We start from the raw sequence: 21,760 nt of genomic DNA, 5'->3' as shown, positions 1-21,760 counted from the left end.
AAACGAATAACCGACTTTTCAGTCAATTATTCGTTAATTAGTTTTATAACGGATGACGGGAACTGTATCCTTGATAAATCAATAAACCAGCGGCAACGCTCGCGTTTAAACTTTGAATGTCACCCACCATAGGAATGGTTAACATCTCGTCAACATTTTCTTTGGTAAGTCGCGCCATTCCCTTACCTTCGTTACCGATGATTAAGCCAACTGGGCCAGTAGCATCCCAACGCCGATAGTCGGTGCCTGCCATATCAGTGCCAAAGATCCATAAACCACGATCCTTTAATTCCTTCAAAGTGTTCACTAAGTTATTAACTTGTACTACGGGCACCCGTTCGATGGCCCCGGCCGAAGTTTTGGCAACCGTGCTGGTCAAACCTACCGCCCGCCGTTTCGGGATAATTACCCCATGAACTCCGGCAGCATCTGCCGTCCGTAAAATCGAACCGAGGTTATGCGGATCTTCGATTCCATCTAAAATCACCACAAACGGCGCTTCGTTACGAGACTCTGCTAATTCAAAAACTTGCTCTAAGGAAGCATATTCAAAGGATGCTACCGCCAAAACTACTCCTTGATGATTTTGCCCGTTAGCTAGCGTATCCAATTTAGATTTAGAAACCCGTTGAATCACCAGCCCCTGCTTCTTAGCCTTTGCAATAATTTGGCCGATACTTTCCGATTTTAAGCCTTCTTGAATGAAAACCTTATTGATCGAATGACCGCTTTTTAAGCTAGCCATCGCCGGATGCCGGCCGATTACGAAGTCCGGTTGTTGTTTGTTTTCGTTATTCAATACGTAATTTTCCTTCCTCTACTTTATCAATGCACCACTGTGCAAATTCGTCTAGGCGTTCAGTTTGGTTGGTTAAGGATAAATAACCAACGATTGCTTCAAATCCAGTCGAAATCCGATACGTTAAAACGGAAGTGTTTTTAGCCGAAGTGTGGCTTTTAGCGTTACGGCCCTTTTTAAAGGCTTCCCATTCCGCTTCCGTGAGAAAATCATTTTCTTGCATTGCGTCAATTAACGCCGCTTGGGCCTTTGCTGACACGTAGCGGGTTGCCACGTGGTGTAACCGGTTCGGTTTGGTCATGCCCTCTTCAATCAAATGTCTTCTAATGTAAACTTCATATTCCGCATCCCCTAAATAAGCAAGGGCGATTCCGTTAATTGCTTGATAATTAATCTCTTTACTCATCTTTTTTTCTCCAACGCGTTCCTTGAGGGGTATCTTCTAGAATAATCCCCATTTCTTTTAATTGATCCCGCAAACGGTCGCTAGTTTCAAAATCGCGCGCAGCCCGGGCTGCGTCACGCTGCTTAACGAGCGCTTCAATTTTTTCGTCAGCTGGGGCTTCCGTTGCGGTTGCTAATTCAATACCAAAAATTGCTGCCATTTCCGCAAATTGTTTTGCTAAGCGGGCACTTTGTTCATGACTTACCGTTGCTTGTTCGCTATAAACGTTAATTAAGCGGGCAAATTCGTAAACTACCGTAATCCCGTTTTGGGCGTTAAAATCGTCGTCCATGGCCGCCACAAAGTCAGCTTGCAACGCTGCGGCTTGTTGGTCAACTGCTGGATCAGCAGCTCCATCAGCGGTTTGGAGGCGATAATTTAAATTAACGTAGGCGTTTTGCAACTTTTCCAAGTTGTTTTTCGCGTCTTGCAGGCTGGTTTCAGTATATTGAATTGGCTTGCGATATTGGGTGGTCGACATTAAGAACCGCAAAACTTGTGGGTTAACTTGCTTAATTAAGTCGTGCACCGTGACAAAGTTGCCGAGGGACTTACTCATCTTTTCGTTATCGTCGCCCACGGTCACAAATCCGTTATGCATCCAGTACCGGGCAAATTGCACGCCGGTCCGGGCTTCACTTTGAGCAATTTCATTTTCGTGGTGCGGGAATTGTAAATCTTCGCCGCCCCCGTGGATATCAAAGGTGTCGCCTAAATACTTAGTTGACATGACCGAGCATTCAATATGCCAACCGGGACGGCCCTTCCCCCATGGAGCTTCCCAAGCAATTTCACCAGGTTTAGCAGCCTTCCACAACGCAAAGTCGATCGGATCTTCTTTTTGCGCCGTTTCTTCGTCGTTAATATGTTGGCTGGCACCCTGTTCTAGCTCATCGATATTTTGGTGGGAAAGTGCGCCGTAATTTTTAAAACGACGGGCCCGGTAATACACGTTGCCCTCCACAACGTAGGCGTAATCTTTTTCAATGAGGTCCGCCACAAAGGCAATGATGTCCGTAATGTTTTCAGTTGCCCGCGGATTTACGGTCGCTGGTTCCACGTTCAATGCCTGAACGTCTTCCTTAAAAGCCGCAATGTAGCGTTCCGCTAGTTCCGGAACCGTGATGTTTTCGGCTTGGGCTGCCTTAATCATTTTATCGTCGACGTCGGTAAAGTTAGACACAAATCGAACTTGATAACCGCGGTATTCTAGGTAACGGCGAATGGTATCAAACGCAATTACGCTGCGGGCATTTCCAATGTGAATGTAGTTGTACACGGTTGGTCCACATACGTACATGGAGACCTGCTGATCAACTAAAGGTTTAAAAACTTCCTTTGAACGAGTCATCGTGTTATATAGTTTAATCATTTTTTCACTCCCTCAGGGGATTTTTATCTCTCCTAATGATAATTGAAAACAAAAGCTAACGCAAAGAAGAAAAGAGGCCCAAAAAGCATTCTCCCTCAGGAAATTACTTTTCCAGCCCCTTTTTAATCATTCATTAAATGAACTAATTATTTTTATTTAGCTTAATTCTTCAATCATTGTCCGCAAATGCTTCATCGATAATTCGTGGCCCAATAATTCCAAGCTTTCTGGCAATTCTGGTCCGTGCATTTCGTGAGTAATTGCAATCCGAATCGGCATCCACAATTTACGACCCTTAACGCCGGTTTCCTTTTGAACCGCCTTAATAGCCGCCAAGATGTTTACCGTATCAAAGACTTCTAAGTCAGCAAACTTCTTTTCCAAAGCCTTAAGCACTGGTAAAGCATCGTCCTTAGCCATTTCTGCCTTAGCTTCTTCGTCAATGTCTTCCGGACCGTTAAAGAATAGTTCAGCAAAATCAACAATTTGCGCGGTGTAACTCATTTGCCGCTTGAACAAGTTAATTAACTTACGAGCCCATTCAATCTTCATTGGAGCAGGATCAGTTTCAATCTTGCCCGCCTTGATCAATTGGTGCAATGCGGAATGCATAATGCGATCCTCATCAGCAGCCTTCACGTATTGGTTGTTAATCCATTCTAACTTCTTCGCGTCAAACGCCGCTGGAGACTTGCTTAACCGTTTTTCATCGTACATCTTGATGAATTCGCGTTGGGTAAAGATTTCGCTTTCGCCCACTGGAGACCAACCGAGTAATACGATGAAGTTTAGCATTGCTTCTGGTAGGTAACCTAAGCTCCGGTATTGTTCAATAAATTGAAGGATTGTTTCATCCCGCTTACTGAGCTTCTTACCAGTCTCACTATTGATGATCAAGCTCATGTGACCGAATTTTGGTGCTTCCCAGCCCAAAGCTTCGTAAATCATCAATTGTTTTGGTGTGTTGGCAACGTGATCGTCCCCACGGAAAACGTGGCTGATCTTCATCATGTGGTCGTCAACTACTACCGCGAAGTTATAGGTCGGCATGCCATCCCGTTTTTGGATAACAAAGTCGCCCCCGATGGTTTCAGAATCAAAGGCAACGTGGCCTTTAACAATGTCGTCCCATTCGTACTTCTTGTGTTCGGGTACCTTAAACCGAATTACGGGTTGAATTCCCGCAGCTTTTGCGTCAGCAATCTTTTGGGCTTTTTCTTCAGGTGATAATCCAGCGTATTCGTCAACGTAATGCGGCATTTCACCGTTTGCCCGTTGTTCTTCGCGTTGAGCAGCTAACTCTTCTTCCGTCATGTATGACTCGTAAGCTTTGCCTTCCGCTACCAACTGGTCGATCAGGGGTTGGTAAATCTCTTTTCGTTCAGATTGCCGGTAAGGACCGTAATCGCCGGGTTTGTCGGGACCTTCATCCCAATCCATGCCTAACCACTTCAAGTTATCGATTTGGCTTTGTTCACCATCGGCGATATTCCGACTTTGGTCGGTATCTTCAATTCTTAAGATAAACTTTCCCTTGTAGTGACGAGCAAATAAATAATTAAATAAAGCTGTCCGGGCGTTTCCGATATGCAAATGTCCCGTTGGACTTGGCGCATATCGCACGCGTATTTCTTGCTTTGCCAAAATTAACACCTCTCCCAAAATTATGTCACAATGTCTCTATTCTACATTTATCTACTACAGAAATAAAGTGAGCCACGGAAAAACTTTTCTTCCGGACTCCTGAATCTTTAAGCCTGAACAATTCTTTACTTAGATTCTGGCTTTTTGCCTTCCTTTTCGTCTGGCTTATCGTGGGTGATTTCCTTCGTAGAATGCATCGGCTTAGCGAAAATCATCCGTCCCGCATCAGTTTGAATTGCACTCGTAACGATAACTTCGATCGTCTTTCCAATGTAGAACTTCCCGTCTTCGACCACGACCATTGTTCCATCATCTAGGTAAGCAACCCCTTGTTGCCGTTCCGTACCATTCTTAACCACGTGGACGCTCATTGATTCACCCGGAATTACCCGCGGCTTCAAGGCGTTAGCCAATTCATTAATGTTGAGTACCTGAACGTTTTGGAATTGACTCACCTTGTTTAAGTTGTAGTCGTTAGTAACGATTACCGCGTCCTTGTCCTTGGCCAGCTGAATCAGCTTACTGTCGACTTCTTCAATCTCTTCGTAATCGCCTTCGTACATCTCAATGGGCATGATTTTTTCGCTCTGTAACTTGTTTAAGAAATCCAGCCCGCGCCGGCCGCGCACCCGTTTAATACTGTCTGCAGAATCGGCAATGTACTGTAATTCATACAATACGAAGTTAGGAACCAGCAGGGTACCTTCTAGCAATCCAGTCTTCACCAAATCGTAAATCCGGCCATCAATCAAAATGTTGGTGTCCAAAATTTTGTAGTGGTGGTAATTTTCACCAGCCCGGCGGTCAAGCACTTGGTTATTTCCATCGCGCTTCCGGGTCTGGAACAACTTCTTCCACTCGTTAAACCGGGTCGTTCCTAATCGGTAACCCAAATAACCCAGCATTAACATTAAAATCAGCGGAATTACCGTATTCACAAAGAAAACGTGGGACCGATAGAATAAGGTCGAAATTAAAATTGCAATTACTAGCCCCAATACCGTTCCAATGCTTCCGGTAATTAAATATAGCGGCGACGTATCAATTAACGCCTTTTCGATTCGTTTCATCATTTTCAAGACGTAACTCGTCAAGAAAATGGAAAGAATCCAAAAAATAACCGCCCCAATTAAAAAGTTAGTCACCCGGTTATTTAATAAAACAATCGTGTTGATCTTGAAGATCAACCAGATCAACGGTAGGTACGCCATTCCTAGCGCCCCACCGGCCAAAGCGAAGACCGCTTGGACGATCCGTTTCTTGATGTCTTTCATTCTCTTTCCCCCTCGTGTTAAATAAATTCAAGTCGAAAAGTTACCTTTCCAACTACACTCGTACGTCAAACAATCAATTATCTTTTTAATGCCTTTGCTCTAGTTACCGGCACCGTTAATTAAATGCCCGCCGAATCGCGTCGGCAATCGTAGCTACCCCTACAACTTCAATTCCTTCGGGGGGCTGCCACCCCTTCAAATTATTCTTCGGAATCAAAATCCGCTTAAAACCAAGCTTTTGTGCTTCAGCGACCCGTTGTTCAATTCGGTTAACCCGCCGAATTTCACCAGTTAAGCCGATTTCACCAACAAAACTATCGGTCGGCCGGGTTCCCTGATTTTTAAAACTTGAAACAATACTAATCGCCAACGCTAAGTCAATTGCGGGTTCGTCAAGCTTAACGCCACCCGCCGCCTTTAAATAGGCGTCTTGGTTTTGCAAAGTAAGCTTTGCCCGTTTTTCGAGCACCGCCATGATCAGCGAAACCCGGTTGCGGTCCAACCCGCTCGCCGTGCGCTGCGCATTGCCGAAGATGGTGGGCGTGATCAAGGCTTGTATTTCAACTAAAATCGGCCGAGTTCCTTCCATTGAAACTACAATTGCCGATCCTGAAGCATCTTTTAGCCGCTCTTCTAAGAAAATTTCTGACGGGTTAGCCACCTCGCGTAACCCTTCTTCGCGCATCTCAAAGATTCCTAATTCGTTCGTGGAACCAAACCGGTTCTTCACCGCTCGCAGGATCCGGTAAGTGTGGTGCAGATCACCTTCAAAGTAAAGCACCGTATCCACCATGTGTTCCAAAATCTTCGGCCCCGCAATTGCGCCGCCCTTGGTCACGTGACCAACGATGAAGATGGTAATGTTATTGGTTTTCGCGATTTGCATTAATTCTGCGGTAATTTCTCGAATTTGAGAAACGCTCCCCACCGCCGATTCAATATCCGGTTCCTGCATGGTCTGAACCGAATCAATGATCACGTATTCGGGGTGTAACTCCTCAATCACCGCCCGCACGCTAGACATATCGGTCTCTGGATACAAATAGAAGCGTTCACTATTGACTTTCAATCGTTCGGCACGCATCTTAATCTGGGAAGCACTTTCTTCACCAGAAACGTAAAGTACCTTGCGTTGCGTCTCTGCCAACTGTCCTGATAGCTGTAACAACAGGGTTGATTTTCCGATTCCAGGATCCCCACCAATTAAGACTAGGGAGCCGTCAACCACCCCGCCACCAAGCACGCGGTTAAGTTCTTCCATCCCGGTTTTTACCCGGGGTTCTTCGTGCATCGCGACGTCCGAAATCAGCTGTGGTTGCGTATGTTTGCCGTCAAAGCTCACCCGACTTTTTCGTTCAGCCTTTGGATCGCTCATCCGTTCTTCAACTAAAGTGTTCCACTTACCACAATTGGGACAGCGTCCTAAAAATTTAGGGGAGGCGTATCCGCAATTATTGCATACAAACTGGGTCTTAACTTTTGCCATTCTCCCGTCCTCTCAATCCGTGTGATCACCTTATAGAATAGCATGGATCACCTAGATTTATTAGTGATTTGTTTGACCTTTATTGATTTTTAATTATCGTTTGGTTGAACCAAAGCCCCCCGTCCGCGTTTGGAGGTTACCCGTTTCACCATCCGCAGTCAGGTAGTTCATGAAAATTCCTTGACCAATCCGTTCACCCTTCTTAATGGTGATGTCCGTAATTCCATAGTTAATTAATTGGAAGAAAATTTCTCCTTCATTACCGGAATTATTGTAGTAATCAGCGTCAACAATTCCCACCCCATTAGGTAAAATTAATCCTCGTTTTAGCGGGTTGCTGGAACGGTTAGCTAACATTAAATATTCATCATCTGCCATGTAAGCCTTAATTCCCGTTGGCACTAAGTAAGGTTTTAAAGCCGCTTGGGCCAATTGTTGCTGCGCGGGAGAAACTTCTTCTTGGTGGCGAACTGCCCACAAAACTTTAATGAAGTCCATCTTCCAAATACTTGGCAACGTAAAATCACGGGCTGCTTCAAAATCATACCCCGCGGCTGCCTTAGTCTGCCGTTGTGGCAAATGCAATCCTTGTCCTTCGTAACTGCTTACAATCTCAAATCCTCGTTTCATATCGTTCCTCCCAATCAATGATGTTTATTTCATTATCCGTTGTATCCAAAAATTTGTAAACGTAAATCTCGGTAATCAATTGACTTTATCCGCTTTCTTTACGACAATTAATAGGGTAAGGAGGCTTGGAAAATGAAGCGTAACCTTGATGAAAATCGCCTATTTTGGACAAACGACGCTAACGACCAGGTCGGACAAATTTTATATTCCCCAATGCCAGATCATGCAACCTTGATCTGTGAAGAAGTTCTGGTGAATCCCCAGTTTCGTGGCCGCGGAATCGGTGGCAAAATCATGGCTGATTTTGTGGAATTTGCTAAGGAACGGGAACAAAAGATTTATCCGCTTTGCCCGTTTGCCCTCAAGTACTTTCAAAACCATCCCGAACTTGCCGGCATGAATATGCACGAGCAAATCACTGCTGAAAAAGTTAAAAATCTAACCAACCGAAAGTGAGTAGATAATTATGGATCAAAATGAACTAAAAAAACTGGTAGGTAACGAAGCCGTTAAATTTATTGAAGACGGCATGACCGTTGGCTTAGGAACCGGCTCGACGGTTAAATTTATGGTTGACGCCTTGGGTAAGCGCGTCAAGGAAGAAAATTTAAACATCGTGGGGGTTCCGACTTCCGACCGCACTGCTAAACAAGCTCGCGATTTAGGAATTACCGTTAAGTCGGTTGACGAGGTTGACCACATCGACTTGACCATTGACGGTGCCGACGAAATCAGTAGCGATTTCCAAGGCATTAAGGGTGGCGGAGCTGCCCACCTCTTCGAAAAAATTGTGGCGACCAATTCCAGCAAGAACATGTGGATTGTTGATGAATCTAAAATGGTCGACAAGTTGGGCGCTTTCCCACTCCCGCTTGAAGTAATTCCTTATGGTAGCAAGCAAGTCTTCAAGAAATTAGAAGCCAAGGGATTCAACCCTGAGTTTCGCATGGATGAAAACGGTAATCACGTTTTAACCGACTCTAAAAATTACGTAATCGACTTGCATTTACACGAAATTGACGATCCGCATGCTTTAGCAGATTACCTAATCAAACAGGTTGGAATTGTCGAACAAGGCCTCTTCTTAGATATGGTCAACACGGTTATCGTGGGTCGGCAAGACGGTCCCGAAGTTCTTCAAGCACGTCCTTAATTATTTAATAAGCAAAGTTTTTTAAAAGAATTGGAGCTGATTTATTTGAGTAAAGAAATTTCTAACGAATTGATTAACCAATTTAATCAAGAATATCACGACCGCAAAGAAGCTAAGGTACTGGAACGGACGGTTACGAAGAATGGAATCTTGAACGCCAGTCGTAACTTAGCTGCCGATATCCAAAGTACCCCAGTTTTCTCCATTGATTTGGACACCGGTGACGTGGCCAACCAAAAACAAAGCGGGCGCTGCTGGATGTTTGCCGCTTTAAACACCATGCGTCATGACATGAAAAATCAGTTTAAGGTGCCAGGAAACTTCGAACTTTCCCAAAATTACACCTTCTTCTGGGATAAGTTTGAAAAATCAAACTGGTTCTACGAAAACATCATTAAAACCGCCGATCTTGAACCAGACGACCGCAAAGTGGCCTTCCTACTTAACGAGCCCCAAGGTGACGGTGGCCAATGGGATATGTTGTGCGCCCTAATTGAAAAATATGGCGTGGTACCACAATCCGTTTACCCAGAAACGTACAATAGTTCTAAATCTCGTGAATTCGACACCCTATTAAACGAAAAACTTCGTAAAGATGCGATCACCCTCCGTAAGATGGTCCGGGACCAAGCTAGTGAAGATGAAATCCAAAGTCGGAAGGAAAAAATGCTTAGCGAAGTTTACCGGATGGCTGCTTACAGCTTTGGTGAACCGCCAGTTAAATTTGATTGGGAATTCCGGGATAGCGATCAAGTTTACCATCGGGAAGCTGGAATTACTCCTAAAGAATTTTATGACAAGTACGTGGGTTGGAACCTTGATGACTACGTTTCAATCATTAATGCACCAACTGCGGATAAGCCATTTAACAAGACGTACACAATTGAAATGTTAGGTAACGTGGTCAATGGTCGGCCTGTTAAACACTTGAACCTTACCATGAAGGACTTCAAGCAAGCAGCGATTAACCAATTAAAAGCTGGTAAATCAGTTTGGTTTGGTTGCGACGTTAACCAACATTCGGAAGCTCGTGAAAAGGGACTGCTCGACCTTGACGCCTTTGCGGAAGATGAACTATTTGATATTGACCTTTCCATGACCAAGGCTGAACGCCTAGATTACAAGGAAAGTTTGATGACCCACGCAATGGTATTAACCGGGGTCGACCTCGTCGATGGTCAACCAACGAAGTGGAAAGTCGAAAATAGTTGGGGAAAGAAAGTCGGCGAAAAGGGCTACTTGGTAATGTCAGACGCGTGGATGGACGAATACTGCTACCAAGTTGTTGTTGAAAAACAATACTTAACGGAAGCCCAACGTAAGGCCCAAGCAGAAGACCCAACGGTGTTGAAGCCATGGGATCCGATGGGATCGTTGGCGTACAAGGATTAGAGAACAAAGCCCCTGGGTAGCTTATGAGAACTAACAGAATTTAGGATTTAATTGCGGGTTAGGCGATTAAACCCTAAATTTGGTTAACCGGAAAAACTTGGTGGCTGGAGCTCATTTCGACTACGTTACAGTGAAACGTCGTTCTACCACCATCTAAAAAAAGCTGAGATTAGGATCAACGTCCTTGTCTCAGCTTTTTTAGTATTAAAAATTTACATTTTAGTTTTTTCCACAATGTTTAAACGGTGATCCATTTCATAAACGATTGGCTCGCCATTTTCCACTTCGACCCCGTCAATTCCCTGGTCCGAAATCTGTTCAAGATACTTGATTAGGGCTCGTAAAGAACTGCCGTGGGCAACCACCAACTGATTTTCTCCTTGAATCAGCCGTGGCGCAATCTGGTCAACCCAGTAAGGTAGTAACCGGTCATACGCCATATGCAAACTTTCTCCTAACGGTTCGTGAAGGATCCCGTACATCCGATAGCGTCGGTCGTGGTCGGCCTGGTTTAGTAAAGGAGGAACTGCATCAAAACTTCGCCGCCATAAGGCTACCTGATGTTTACCATAAATTTGGCGAGTCACATCCTTATTCTGTCCTCGCAGCGCACCGTAATGTCGTTCGTTTAACCGCCACGTTTTGGTAATTGGTAACCAACTTTGACCAAGTTCGTCAACCACAATATTGGCCGTGACGATCGCCCGTTGCAACATCGAGGTGTGCACCGCGGTAAAATTAATTCCCGCCTTTGCCAACAATTTCCCCGCTTCATGGGCCTGTTGGATGCCGCGTTCCGTCAACGGGACGTCAGACCATCCCGTATAAACGTTATCCCGGTTAGCCGTACTTTCACCATGTCGAATCAAAACTAATTTAGCCATTACTTTCTCCCCTATTTCAGCAATTAATCGGCAAACCAATCCCGTAAAACTTGCTGAAATTTTTGCTCACGTTGCATCACTAATTCATTTTCATCCATTTTCCGGCTCGTTGCAAGCCATTGCCGCAAAGCTTTCCTTAAATTTTCAGTTAATTGGGGACCTTCCTTGAAAACTTGGTCCGCAATTCCAATTTGTTGTAATTGGCTAGCAGTCATTGGCACGCGAGCCAATGCACGGTCATCACGTAATATTGCCGCCATGGCCTCCGGAGCCGCGACGGAAAACAGACCATTTTCTAACATCCATAATTGGTTAGCGTTGGCAAAGGCTAGCGCTCCTCCGCTATGGCCTTCGCCAACGATGACCGCTAAGTTAGGAACCCGGAGCGCACCCATGGTTTCCATCAGGTTGGCAATCATTAAGCTTTGACCTTCATTTTCGGAGTCAACGCTAGCATCGGCGCCCGGCATGTTTAGGAAACTGACCACGGGGCGGTCAAACCGTTGGGCTAACTCCACGTTCCGTAACGCCTTGCGATAACCGCCCGCCCGGACTGCGCCACCATTTTTCGCTAACCGCTCGGTAAGGTCCTGCCCCCGATCCACGCTTAAAAAAGTCACCGGTTGTTCTTCAAAAAGGCCGATTCCCGCCCATACCGCCGGATCATCGCTATTCACCCGGTCACCATGCATTTCCACAATTTCCGTAAATAGCTGTTGAATAATTTGCCGGCCCGTAATCCGTTGCGCGGAACGAACCTTATTTAACCGCACGCTTAATTCCTTATCCATGTTAACCACCGTACCCATGTAATCTTAGTAACCGTTGCAAGTAACCGCGCAACTCTTCTCGCTGCACTACGGAATCTAATTGCCCATGCTGCAATAAGTATTCGGCCGTTTGAAAACCAGCGGGCAAGTCTTCTCCAGTGGCTTGCTGAATTACCCGTTTTCCTGAAAAGCCAATCTGCGCATGATCTTCCGCAATTACGTAATCACTTTTGAAGGCAAAACTAGCTGACACCCCGCCCATCGTCGGGTCGGTTAACACGTTAATGCTTAATCCACCAGCTTCCCGCAACCGGCGTTGTTCAGCTAAAATCGTATTCATTTGAAGCAGCGCATAAATTCCTTCTTGCATCCGCGCGCCACCCGAAGCTGTAAACAAAATCAACGGGTAACCTTGGTGCCGCGCCCAACGCATAATTTGCCGCAACGCCGTCCCAGTTACCGTGCTCAAAGTTCCCATCATAAATCGGTTATCCATAATTCCCGCAGCTACCGGATTTCCCGCGATGGTCCCCCAGCCAATGGTGACTGCTTCGCCGTGTCCGCTTTGTTGCCTACTCTTGGCTAACTTTTGGTCGTAATTGGGAAAATTTAATTGATTTTGCGTTTCCACCGGCACGGTAAGCTGGTTAAACTTACCTTCGTCAAAAGTAATCGCAATTCGTTCTTCCACCGTTAAACGTTGTGGACAACGACAAAAAGGGCAACGCCGAAACGTTCCCCATTGTAATTCATGTACGTGTTTGCCACATTTTGAGCATTTTGACCAACGATTTTGCTTTTGCATCACTAACACCCATCCAAAAGATTTTGATAAGTTCGAATGTCATAAGTTCCTTGAATAAACGCGGGACTTGCGACTAATTGCTCTACCGCGGCCAAGTTCGTTGGCACTCCGGTAATTTTAGTTTGTTTTAAAGCTTGTCGTAATTTTTGTACCGCTTGTGCTCGTGTAGAAGCTGTAACGATAATTTTTCCTACCAACGCATCGTAATACGGTGCAATTTGGTTGCCCGCAGCATACCCAGTTTCAATTCGAGTAGCGGGCCATTCCAATTCAACAAGTTGCCCTGGAGCGGTGGCATTAATCCGCGCCTCAATTGCATGAACTTGGGCGTCCCCCACCTTTACCAGCTCTGGTTGGCCGGCCGCTACTACAATTTGGGTCTGCACAATGTCAATTCCGGTTGTTTCTTCGGTCACCCCGTGTTCAACCTGTAAGCGGGTGTTCATTTCCAAAAAATAAAATTCTTCCCCCACTTGCAAAAATTCCACGGTGCCCAAGCTTTCATAGCCACTTTGATCCAACAAACGGTGAACCGCTTGATACAGCCGCTCGCGTTGTTCAATCGTCAAGTTAGCAGGACTTTCTTCCACTACTTTTTGGCGGTGCAACTGAATACTACAATTCCGGTCGCCTAAAATAATGATTTGTTCGTTAAGCCCCAGCACCTGAACTTCAATATGGCGAGCATTTTGGAGGTCCCGTTCCAGATACAATGGTGAACTTCCAAAGGACGCACCAGATTCTTGGCGAACTACCGCAATGATTTGGGATAATTCCTGTTCATCGTGAGCAACCCGGATCCCTTTGCCTCCGCCCCCAAAACTAGCCTTTAATAAAACGGGGAAGCCTAGCTCTTCAGCTGCGGGTTTAATTTGTCGGTCGTCAGTAATCAGCCCGCTACCAGGGATGGTGAGCACCCCTCGTTTTTGCGCTAGTTCACGAGAACGTTCTTTATCCGCGTAGCGTTGAATTTGGTCGGGACTGGGCCCAATCCAGGTCAACCCACACTCGGCAACCATGGTCGCAAATAGCGGATCTTCCGATAAAAAACCATACCCCGGATGAATTGCATCACTACCGGTAATCTGGGCCGCCATTAAAATTGCTTCCCGATTCAAGTAGGATTCCTGTGCACTCGCCGGCCCCACGCAAATTGCTTCGTCGGCCATTTGAACGAATTGGGCCTGCTCATCAGCGGTTGAATACACCACGACCGTTGAAATTGCTAGCTGGCGACAAGCTGCAATAATTCGGACGGCAATTTCGCCGCGGTTAGCAACCAAAACCTTTTTAAACATTTTATTTCCCCACCAATTCCACGAGGGGTTGGTCGTAAGCAACTCCTTCGCCATCCTCGACTAAAAGTCGTTGTACCGTCCCCGCTTGGGGGGCCTTGATGTCGTTAAATAATTTCATACTTTCAATTTGTGCGATCACCTGACCCTTTTCCACCAGTTGTCCCGGGGTAAGTTCCTGGTTAAAGTGCACAATGCCCACCATGGGACTTTTCACTACCATCCCCGCTGGTTGCGGATCCGTAACTTGCGCCGGGGTTGGAGGAGCTGTCGGAACGGCATCCGCCTTTTTGACGTGCAGCTTTAAGCCTTCCATTTCAATGCTGATTTCTTGGTACGGGTAATCTTTTAGGCGATTTAAAATATCATAGACTTTGTCAATTTTCATTTTTTCTACCTACAATTTAATAATTAAACTACCATAATCTAAACCGGCGCCAAAACCAGTCAACAAGACTGTTTTAGCACTGGGATCCCGACTTTGCAACTGATCCAGCGCCATCGGAATTCCGGCAGAAGACGTGTTGCCGTAATCCTGGACGTTGGTAACAAATTTTTCAAACGGAATTTGCGTTTCTTCCGCAATTTTTTCAATAATTCGTAAATTAGCCTGGTGACAAATTACGTAATCGATGGTGTCATGCAGGTCGTTACGTTGCAAAATTGTTTGCATTTGCGGAGGAACCGCCCCCGTCGCAAAACTAAACACGTCCCGTCCGCTTTGGTAAAATGCGTCGATTTGCGGATAATTACTTGCTTTTACATCGGTAATAGCTGGAATCCGTCCACTGTGAATGTACTCATTTTTTTCAGCTAACGTAGCCAATTCTTCATCCACAAAAAAGTCGTCGGCCTTCGTCGATTGACTTAAGATAGCTCCTCCGGCTCCGTCACCAAAAAAGACGGCCGAGGTACGATCTTGGAAGTCCATCATCTTGGAGTTAGTTTCCGCACTAATCACCATGGCATTTTGGTAACGCCCAGCCCGAAGAAACTTCTCGGCGGTGCTTAGCCCAAACACAAATCCCGCACAAGCGGCTGAAATGTCAAAAGCAAAGGCATTATGGGCACCGATTTTATCCTGTACTAAAGCTGCGGTCGCCGGAGTTAAGGAGTCCGGCGTAATCGTTGATAAAATGATTAAATCAATTTGATCCGCCGCTAAACCACTTTTTTTCAACAGCTGTCGGCCCACCTTCGCCGCTAGGTCCGACGTGTTCTCGGCACCTAACGCATAGTGGCGAGTTTTAATACCCGTATGAGATTGAATCCATTCGTCGCTCGTATCCATAATTTGTGCTAATTCATCATTATCCACCACCCGTTTTGGAACGTAATGGGCGGTCGCTAAAATTTCTAAACTCATTTCGCCAACTCTTCCTTACTTTTATTTATCATTTTATTTTATCAGTAAACGATTGGTTGTGAAAACCATCTCACTAGTCCATCTAACCACTTTAATCGATTTATTCGCCAAAAGCTTCTTAAAGGTTAATTCTTATTTTTCTCTTAAGAAATCGACTACTTGCCTTTTGTTGGATTAATATTTATCCTTAAAGTTAACAAGCACCGTATTTTAATGGAGGTATGCTGAATGTTTAATTTTTCAATTAGTTGGTTAATCTTTTGGATGAAGGGCCGCGTGGAAGTCGATAATCAATCCGTGCGGAGCCGGATCCCGCGGTTATTAATTTGGATTTTTCCATATGGGATGGTTGCTAAAGACGTTAACCTAGCCGATATTAAGGCTACCGAGGTCAAAAGCAAAAACCAAATCTTCCCCTTGCTACTAGGGATCGTTTTAATTGTGTTAGGGATTTTAAGTACGATGAACGACGGAGTTGCCTTGGGAATTTTGGCAATCATCATCGGCATCATCCTTGGCGGGGCAGGTTTCAAGGCGCGTTTAGTGCTTACCACCACCCAGGGAACCGTCAATCTGGATGCAGTCGCTTTTCAAAAGGACGTTCTTTTACAGATTGCCCAAGAAATAAAAAATCGGCAAACTAAGCCAGAACCACAAATTAAGGATAACCAAGTTCTCGAAGAGCTGTAATCTCTGCGGCTTACTAATGGTTATCCACCATGCAATAAAAGAAGCGCGGAACAAACTGACTTTTGTCCCACGTTTTGGCGCTATTGAAGTCAAAACGCCAAAATAAAAACGGTTCATGAGGAAATTTCACCTCAAGAACCGTTTTTTATTTAGAAACTTTTGTCCCACGCTATTTTTTAGCCATAATTCATTTCCAATTTACAAACCATTTTTATCCAACATTTTAATCAAATCCTTGCGGCTATCGTTCGGAATTTTTTGGGCGTACACCGTTAACCCGTGGGCGGCCAATGCTCTAATCGCCGCGACCTCTTCCTTACCGACTGCGATAGCATCCGTCAACATGGTCATGTCTACCGCGTAGGCAAGGCTACCCACGTCAACTCCTAAATTACTGATGTCAATGCCGCCCTCGACTAATTTCAACATGTCTTGAATTGTTTCCGTTAGCAGCAACACTTTAAACGAATCAAATTGGGGATCGTGATAAATTTTGATCATCTTGTCGACCGTAATCACGTTCACAAACACTCCCGGAGGAGCAGCCTGGGTAATCAGTGTTTTACGCAATGTATCTTCTGCCACACTGTCAGAAACCACCAAAATCCGGTTAGGCTTCACTTTCTTAGCCCACGCGGTGGCAACTTGCCCATGCAAAAGCCGACTGTCTACCCGTGCGAGCAATATTTCCATTGTCATATTCTAATTTCCTCCAAAAACTATTGATTCTTCTCCATCTCATTTAGGATTGTATCATTTTTTTCCTGCCAGGTTTCTAACAATTTGTAAATATAAAATTCTTCACCTAGGGTCATTTTAATTTGAATCCGTTGAAGGAATTGGTCATCAGCTTCCTGAACCGCCTTAAACCAAGGCTGTTCTTGAACTTCCGCAAGTTCAGCTGCGTTGACTTGCATGGGATTATTCGTTAGTTGACGTTCTACCGCGCCCGCTACGTGCATTATCAAATTAATCCGGAAGGACTCGCTAAATTCGACCTGCCGGCTTTGCGCAAGGTAATCAACGTAATTCCATAGAATATCGGCAAATTTGTCAGCATTCAAAAACACAAAGTACTTCGACAAGTATTGTCGACAAACGCTCCGGGTCAGTTTAGCGTCCTTTTCATCAAAGACCCAGGAAAGCTCGCTTCGTTCTGCCAGTTGACGAACGAACTTTTCGCCGCCCCCCTGCAATAAGGATTGTAAAGGCATGAAGGGAACTCCCACTTCCGGATCCATTACCCCGGTTGTGGCAACGATGGTGTATTTTTGGTTAATTTCCTCAATTGCTTGGTGCATGTTTACGATTGAAATTGGGAACACCTTAATATCTTCAATTAAATTTTGCAATAGCAACTGGTCAAGAATTCCCTTGATTTTTTGGGCGGTGCCCTCACCCGTTGAACAAACCGCAATTACCGCCTTTGGTTTTCCCGAAAGCATTGCTACCGCCTGGTCGTCTTCCATAGACTGGCCTTCGTCAGTAATTGCCACCCGGGAGTAGCCGTGAAATTCGCGAAGTTCGGCGTAAATTTCATCTAAATTACTATCAATGAAGGACGCCTTTCGGGTAGCTTCCAAAACCATTGCGGTGGTTACCATGTCAATCACCTTGACCGGAATTTGAGTTTCTTCGGTAATCTTAGGACCAAAAGTGCTTAGAGAGCCCATATCTACAAGAAGCAGCACCCCTTCCCCCTGATCTGCCGCGCGAACCCGGTCGACAATTCCCTTATAAGCTACCTGCGGATTCATATCTAATGGCATGTCAAAGGCTTGGATCGAATTATCCGACAACAATTGTGATACCACTTGTGCCATTGAACTAGCCGTGTTACTACCGTGCGCGGCCACCACGATTCCAACCTTACCGGTACTAGTGGGCACCGTTTTAAGTGAAATTAGGAGCACGGCCAGGTAGTAGCTTTCCGATTCTGGGATTGGCAACCCGTAACGTTGTTCTAGCGACTCTTTGATCGATTTAGCGACTTCGAGCTCTTCTGGATAATCCTTAACCATTGCCACTAAGTCGTTGCCCATTAACCGCATCGGCTTTCCCGATTGGATTCGTTTGATGAAGGAACTAATGTGCAAACTCATCGCGTAAATAAAGTTGTCTTTGAACCGGTAGTTAAGCCGGTTTTCCACCTTGGGCTGAATTTGCTTGGTAAAGTTAATAATTCCCTTGTCCACGATTTCCGCTAGCTTACTTTCCGCGTTCACCGTGTCCAGGTCGTTTTTATAAAATGATTTTAAATGAAGATTAATGTCGGTAGTGATGAAATTATTGATATTTTCTTGGTCGAGCCCCTCTTCGCGAAGCATCATCGCTTTATCCCCAATGATTTCGTACAAATTGTAGGGCAGTTCGTAACTATCTTTGCGGGTAACCGGGGTGGCGTAACTAGCTCCAGGTTTAACCACCATATACGGTTCCAAAAGTTTGGAAATCGCCCCGAGTTCCTGCCGGTTAGACGCCAAGTTTAACAACCCGTCCTTGATATTGCTAGGCAAATCATCGGAAGTAATCATGATTTTTCCTTCGTTACCAATGTTATTAAGGAACCCTTTCGCACACACCAGCTGGATGTTGGACTTCAACTGACCGACGTTTCCGTAAGTAACGCTACCAAGCAAAGCTTGAACCACGTCTTCGGTTAAAGTGATTTCCTTGTTCGTCCGGTTGGCCTCAATCGTAACTAACGAACGCAATAGTTCAATTCGTTCCTCCGGGCTCCGTTTATTGAATGGCGGAAGCTGGATCGTAATTGGAATCCGCCGTACAAAGGTTTGCAACAAGGTACTTTCGGGATCTTCGGTTGTCGCACACACTAGTCGAACGTTGGCATGGTGGGTCTTAGCAGTTTCTCCTAACCGACTGTAGGTCCCGTGATCCATGAAGTAAAAAATCATTTCCTGCCCTTCTGGGGGAAGGCGATGAACTTCGTCAAGGAACAGCATTCCACCATCCGCTTCTTGAATTAACCCGTCTTGTTCGTCGTCTGCGCCAGTAAAGGCCCCCTTCACGTAACCAAACAAATGGGACATCAGCAATTCTGGGTTATGGGCGTAATCCGCACAGTTAAAGGTTACCAATTGTTGATCCTTACTGAGTAGGTTGCGGGCCTGTGCAAAATCAAACATTGCGTTGGCAAAGTACGTTTTCCCTGACCCCGTTGGTCCGATAATCAACGTATTTAACCCGCGTGGCGGATACAACATGGCCGCCTTGGCCTGTTCAATTTGGTTTTTCATACTTTGATCCTTACCAATCATTCGATCAAAGATATCTTTATGCACACTAAGCTGTTTAGCAGCTGTCGGCTTATCGAGCTTCCCTGCCAGCTTCTTTTTCCCCAGTTCCATACCGCTAATCCCATCTTCAATATGGTACTCTGAAGGGTCCTGCGCCAACGGATCATCTTCATTTAGGGCTAGTTGACAATAACGAACTGGGCGGCCAGAAATTTTAAACAATTTTCGTTGCCGAACCAAATCATTTAATTCTTTACTAACGTTGCTACGCGCAATTTTTAACGCGTCCGCAATCGTTGAAGTTGTTAAGCCATTTTGCCGGTTGGCTTCGTCCGCCGAAGCTGGCTCCGTATGTTCTAAAACGTATTGATATATTCTTTCTTGTCGTTTCATTTAGCCTCACCACGTTAACTGTATTAAACACTGTCTGTATTGATACACTACAGTTTATCACACTTTCGCCAAAGCGTTTTCAAGGCGGATTACCTAGGGCACACGGGTTTGAATTCCCGAATAACTAATTAAGGCACCAACCGTCAGCAAAACGGGCAGTGCCTTAACTTGGTTATTCTGCTTTAGTGCAGTGGTTCTGGAGGCTGTCCTACTGCTGCCGTGTCGAAATGAGCTCCGTACCCCAGCTCTTTCCGGTTAATCAAATCCCCCATCAATCGCCTAAACCGCGATTAATGGGGGTTTCAATTAATCCTGCTCTCCTACTGCTGCCATGTCAAAATGAGCTCCAGCCCCTAGCTTCTTCCGGTTAACCAAATATAAGGACCAACCGCCCAACCCGCGGTTAGTCCTTATATTCCGTTAATCCTGCTCTCCTACTGCCGCCGTGTCAAAACGGGCTCCGAACCCCAGCTCTTTCCGGTTAATCAAATCCCCCATCAATCGCCTAAACTGCGATTAATGGGGGTTTCAATTAATCCTGCTCTCCTACTGCTGCCATGTCAAAATGAGCTCCAGCCCCTAGCTTCTTCCGGTTAACCAAATATAAGGACCAACCGCCCAACCCGCGGTTAGTCCTTATATTCCGTTAATCCTCACAAGCTGCCCAAGGGGCTTCCGCTCTCTATTTTCGGATCCTTCGCCACACTTCTTTTAATCCGCGCTTTACTACGTCTACCACTCCTAGCGAGCGGACCATTCTTTCCTCATCCACGTACTTGCGAATTCCTCTCAACAATTCGTGGGGATGCCTTGCCGCAAAGCTGAAAGTTCCGCTATGCTTCGTTTTAATTGCAAACCGGGGAATCCATCTTCCCCCAAACATTAACGACGCAATTACCTTGTCAACTTCCTTCCACGGAATTTGAATGTAGTTTTTTACGTTGCGGTTATCAAAAAATTCAAAACCGCGGTCGCCAATCATTATTTTGCCGTAATCCCCCATCCCAAGAAATGAGGTTGCGTCCGTAACCTGGTCGACCTTGGTGTTAATCGATTGTACCATTCAATTTGCTCCATTCTTTATATTTGCTGTTTCCATTATAATGCGCGGTCGAGTTAACCGCAAAAACTCTTAACAAAAAAAGCCCAGGCCATTGCCCAGACTTTATTGGAATCATTGCATTACATAACGTGTAGTAAGTGAAGTACAACACCAAGAATGAATAGACCAAAGATAACGATGATTGGTGAAACACCCTTCTTAAGCAACCACATGCAAAGTAATGTAAGCAGTAATCCTGCTAAACCTGGAATTAATTGATCCAAGTTATCTTGCAAAGTAGTAACCTTTTCACGAGTGAGTGACAAACCATTCGATTGTTCGATAAGGGCCTTTTGGATACCCTTTGCACCACTTGGCAAGTTTGCCCAGTCAATGTAAGCACCCTTACTTTGTTTTACAGTTGAAACAACCGGTGTGAACTTAACCACAACCCAACGGTTAATCAATGAACCTAAGATGAACATACCGAGGATTGAAGCACCCTTAGTAACGTCTTGGAGTAAACCACCAGACATATCTTCAGTAATCTTTGAACCAGCTTTGTAGCCGAATTCTTGAGTATACCAAGTGAAGCCCATCCGAATTGCGTTCCACAATACGAAGTAAAGGATTGGTCCTAAGATACTGCCACCCATTGCTAGTGAAGCAGCCAAAGCACCTAAAATTGGCTTAACGGTGAACCAGAATACCGGGTCACCAACCCCAGCGAGGGGTCCCATCATACCAACTTTAACACCTTGGATAGCAACGTCATCAATTGGTGCACCATTAGCACGTTCTTCTTCAAGTGACATTGTAACCCCAAGGATTGGAGCAGCTAAATATGGGTGAGTGTTAAAGAATTCCAAGTGACGAGTCAAAGCTGCGGCACGGTCTTCTTTAGTCTTGTATAACTTCTTGAGGGCTGGGATCAATGTGTATGCCCAACCACCATTTTGCATCCGTTCGTAGTTCCATGAACCTTGCAGGAATGTGGAACGTAACCAAACGTGAATACGATCTTTTTTAGTTAATTGAACTTTTTCTTGCATTTTATGTTGGC

General features: G+C 45.3%; 21 protein-coding genes. 4 read left to right on the top strand and 17 right to left on the bottom strand.

Annotated elements, in window-relative coordinates:
• Positions 1-43: 43 nt before the first annotated feature.
• From rlmB to I6H64_RS00770, 7 genes are all read right to left on the bottom strand, one after another.
• Complete coding sequence (gene rlmB, locus I6H64_RS00800) at positions 44-799, bottom strand: 23S rRNA (guanosine(2251)-2'-O)-methyltransferase RlmB (protein ID WP_002832356.1); 756 nt, start codon at positions 797-799, stop codon at positions 44-46.
• Complete coding sequence (locus tag I6H64_RS00795) at positions 792-1,205, bottom strand: Mini-ribonuclease 3 (protein WP_004165556.1); 414 nt, start codon at positions 1,203-1,205, stop codon at positions 792-794. Before I6H64_RS00795 ends, rlmB begins: the two co-directional genes overlap by 8 nt.
• Entirely contained in the window at positions 1,198-2,616 is a 1,419-nt protein-coding gene (gene cysS, locus I6H64_RS00790) for a cysteine--tRNA ligase (RefSeq protein ID WP_036685851.1), read from the bottom strand. Before cysS ends, I6H64_RS00795 begins: the two co-directional genes overlap by 8 nt.
• Before the next feature lie 156 nt (positions 2,617-2,772).
• Positions 2,773-4,260 (bottom strand): glutamate--tRNA ligase, encoded by a 1,488-nt coding sequence (gltX, locus tag I6H64_RS00785; RefSeq protein WP_036685848.1) that lies wholly within the window; start codon positions 4,258-4,260, stop codon positions 2,773-2,775.
• Positions 4,261-4,385: 125 nt separating this feature from the next.
• On the bottom strand, positions 4,386-5,534 hold the full coding sequence (locus I6H64_RS00780) for a PIN/TRAM domain-containing protein (protein WP_002832360.1): 1,149 nt from the start codon (positions 5,532-5,534) through the stop codon (positions 4,386-4,388).
• Positions 5,535-5,649: 115 nt separating this feature from the next.
• Positions 5,650-7,020, bottom strand: a complete 1,371-nt coding sequence (gene radA / locus I6H64_RS00775; RefSeq protein WP_002832361.1) for a DNA repair protein RadA — start codon at positions 7,018-7,020, stop codon at positions 5,650-5,652.
• A gap of 93 nt (positions 7,021-7,113) precedes the next feature.
• Positions 7,114-7,650, bottom strand: coding sequence for a dCTP deaminase/dUTPase family protein (locus I6H64_RS00770; protein ID WP_005921602.1), 537 nt, complete (start codon positions 7,648-7,650; stop codon positions 7,114-7,116).
• Positions 7,651-7,782: 132 nt separating this feature from the next.
• Between I6H64_RS00770 and I6H64_RS00765 the strand changes: the two genes are divergently transcribed.
• From I6H64_RS00765 to I6H64_RS00755, 3 genes are read left to right on the top strand one after another with little or no spacing between them, the layout of a single operon-like run.
• Positions 7,783-8,106 (top strand): GNAT family N-acetyltransferase, encoded by a 324-nt coding sequence (locus I6H64_RS00765; RefSeq protein ID WP_008842291.1) that lies wholly within the window; start codon positions 7,783-7,785, stop codon positions 8,104-8,106.
• 10 nt (positions 8,107-8,116) lie between these two features.
• Positions 8,117-8,803 (top strand): ribose-5-phosphate isomerase RpiA, encoded by a 687-nt coding sequence (gene rpiA / locus I6H64_RS00760; protein WP_008842290.1) that lies wholly within the window; start codon positions 8,117-8,119, stop codon positions 8,801-8,803.
• Positions 8,804-8,848: 45 nt separating this feature from the next.
• On the top strand, positions 8,849-10,195 hold the full coding sequence (locus I6H64_RS00755; RefSeq protein ID WP_002832366.1) for a C1 family peptidase: 1,347 nt from the start codon (positions 8,849-8,851) through the stop codon (positions 10,193-10,195).
• Between the two features lie 212 nt (positions 10,196-10,407).
• Here the strand turns inward: I6H64_RS00755 and I6H64_RS00750 are convergent, their stop codons facing one another.
• Genes I6H64_RS00750 through I6H64_RS00725 form a run of 6 tightly spaced genes read right to left on the bottom strand, consistent with a single transcriptional unit; the run spans position 10,408 to position 15,315 of the window.
• Positions 10,408-11,079 carry a 2,3-bisphosphoglycerate-dependent phosphoglycerate mutase gene (locus I6H64_RS00750; protein WP_024862952.1) on the bottom strand — a complete coding sequence of 224 codons (672 nt, stop codon included), beginning with the start codon at positions 11,077-11,079 and terminating at the stop codon, positions 10,408-10,410.
• Between the two features lie 23 nt (positions 11,080-11,102).
• Positions 11,103-11,870 (bottom strand): carboxyltransferase subunit alpha, encoded by a 768-nt coding sequence (gene accA, locus I6H64_RS00745; protein ID WP_036685845.1) that lies wholly within the window; start codon positions 11,868-11,870, stop codon positions 11,103-11,105.
• Position 11,871: 1 nt separating this feature from the next.
• Positions 11,872-12,654, bottom strand: a complete 783-nt coding sequence (locus I6H64_RS00740) for an acetyl-CoA carboxylase carboxyltransferase subunit beta (RefSeq protein ID WP_036685841.1) — start codon at positions 12,652-12,654, stop codon at positions 11,872-11,874.
• Positions 12,655-12,656: 2 nt separating this feature from the next.
• On the bottom strand, positions 12,657-13,952 hold the full coding sequence (locus tag I6H64_RS00735; RefSeq protein WP_008842286.1) for an acetyl-CoA carboxylase biotin carboxylase subunit: 1,296 nt from the start codon (positions 13,950-13,952) through the stop codon (positions 12,657-12,659).
• Between the two features lies 1 nt (position 13,953).
• Entirely contained in the window at positions 13,954-14,337 is a 384-nt protein-coding gene (locus I6H64_RS00730; RefSeq protein WP_056985077.1) for an acetyl-CoA carboxylase biotin carboxyl carrier protein, read from the bottom strand.
• A gap of 9 nt (positions 14,338-14,346) precedes the next feature.
• Positions 14,347-15,315 (bottom strand): beta-ketoacyl-ACP synthase III, encoded by a 969-nt coding sequence (locus I6H64_RS00725; protein WP_005921583.1) that lies wholly within the window; start codon positions 15,313-15,315, stop codon positions 14,347-14,349.
• 228 nt (positions 15,316-15,543) lie between these two features.
• Between I6H64_RS00725 and I6H64_RS00720 the strand changes: the two genes are divergently transcribed.
• Positions 15,544-16,005, top strand: a complete 462-nt coding sequence (locus tag I6H64_RS00720) for a hypothetical protein (RefSeq protein ID WP_002832376.1) — start codon at positions 15,544-15,546, stop codon at positions 16,003-16,005.
• A 198-nt stretch (positions 16,006-16,203) separates the two neighbouring features.
• Here I6H64_RS00720 and I6H64_RS00715 read toward each other — a convergent pair whose 3' ends face one another.
• The 4 genes from I6H64_RS00715 to I6H64_RS00700 all read right to left on the bottom strand — a co-directional run bounded on the left by I6H64_RS00715 (position 16,204) and on the right by I6H64_RS00700 (position 21,749).
• The gene (locus I6H64_RS00715; protein ID WP_004166142.1) at positions 16,204-16,704 is read right to left on the bottom strand and encodes a PTS sugar transporter subunit IIB; all 501 of its coding nucleotides are present in this window, start codon (positions 16,702-16,704) and stop codon (positions 16,204-16,206) included.
• Between the two features lie 20 nt (positions 16,705-16,724).
• On the bottom strand, positions 16,725-19,655 hold the full coding sequence (locus tag I6H64_RS00710; protein WP_005921581.1) for a sigma-54-dependent transcriptional regulator: 2,931 nt from the start codon (positions 19,653-19,655) through the stop codon (positions 16,725-16,727).
• Between the two features lie 682 nt (positions 19,656-20,337).
• On the bottom strand, positions 20,338-20,718 hold the full coding sequence (locus tag I6H64_RS00705) for a DUF956 family protein (RefSeq protein WP_005921580.1): 381 nt from the start codon (positions 20,716-20,718) through the stop codon (positions 20,338-20,340).
• Positions 20,719-20,837: 119 nt separating this feature from the next.
• Complete coding sequence (locus I6H64_RS00700; RefSeq protein ID WP_005921577.1) at positions 20,838-21,749, bottom strand: PTS system mannose/fructose/sorbose family transporter subunit IID; 912 nt, start codon at positions 21,747-21,749, stop codon at positions 20,838-20,840.
• Between the last annotated feature and the right edge of the window lie 11 nt (positions 21,750-21,760).

The organism is Pediococcus acidilactici (assembly GCF_016127815.1).
Lineage (GTDB): Bacteria > Bacillota > Bacilli > Lactobacillales > Lactobacillaceae > Pediococcus > Pediococcus acidilactici.
The sequence above is the reverse complement of the archived record's forward strand: the minus strand, read 5'-3'. Positions and strand labels throughout refer to the sequence as shown.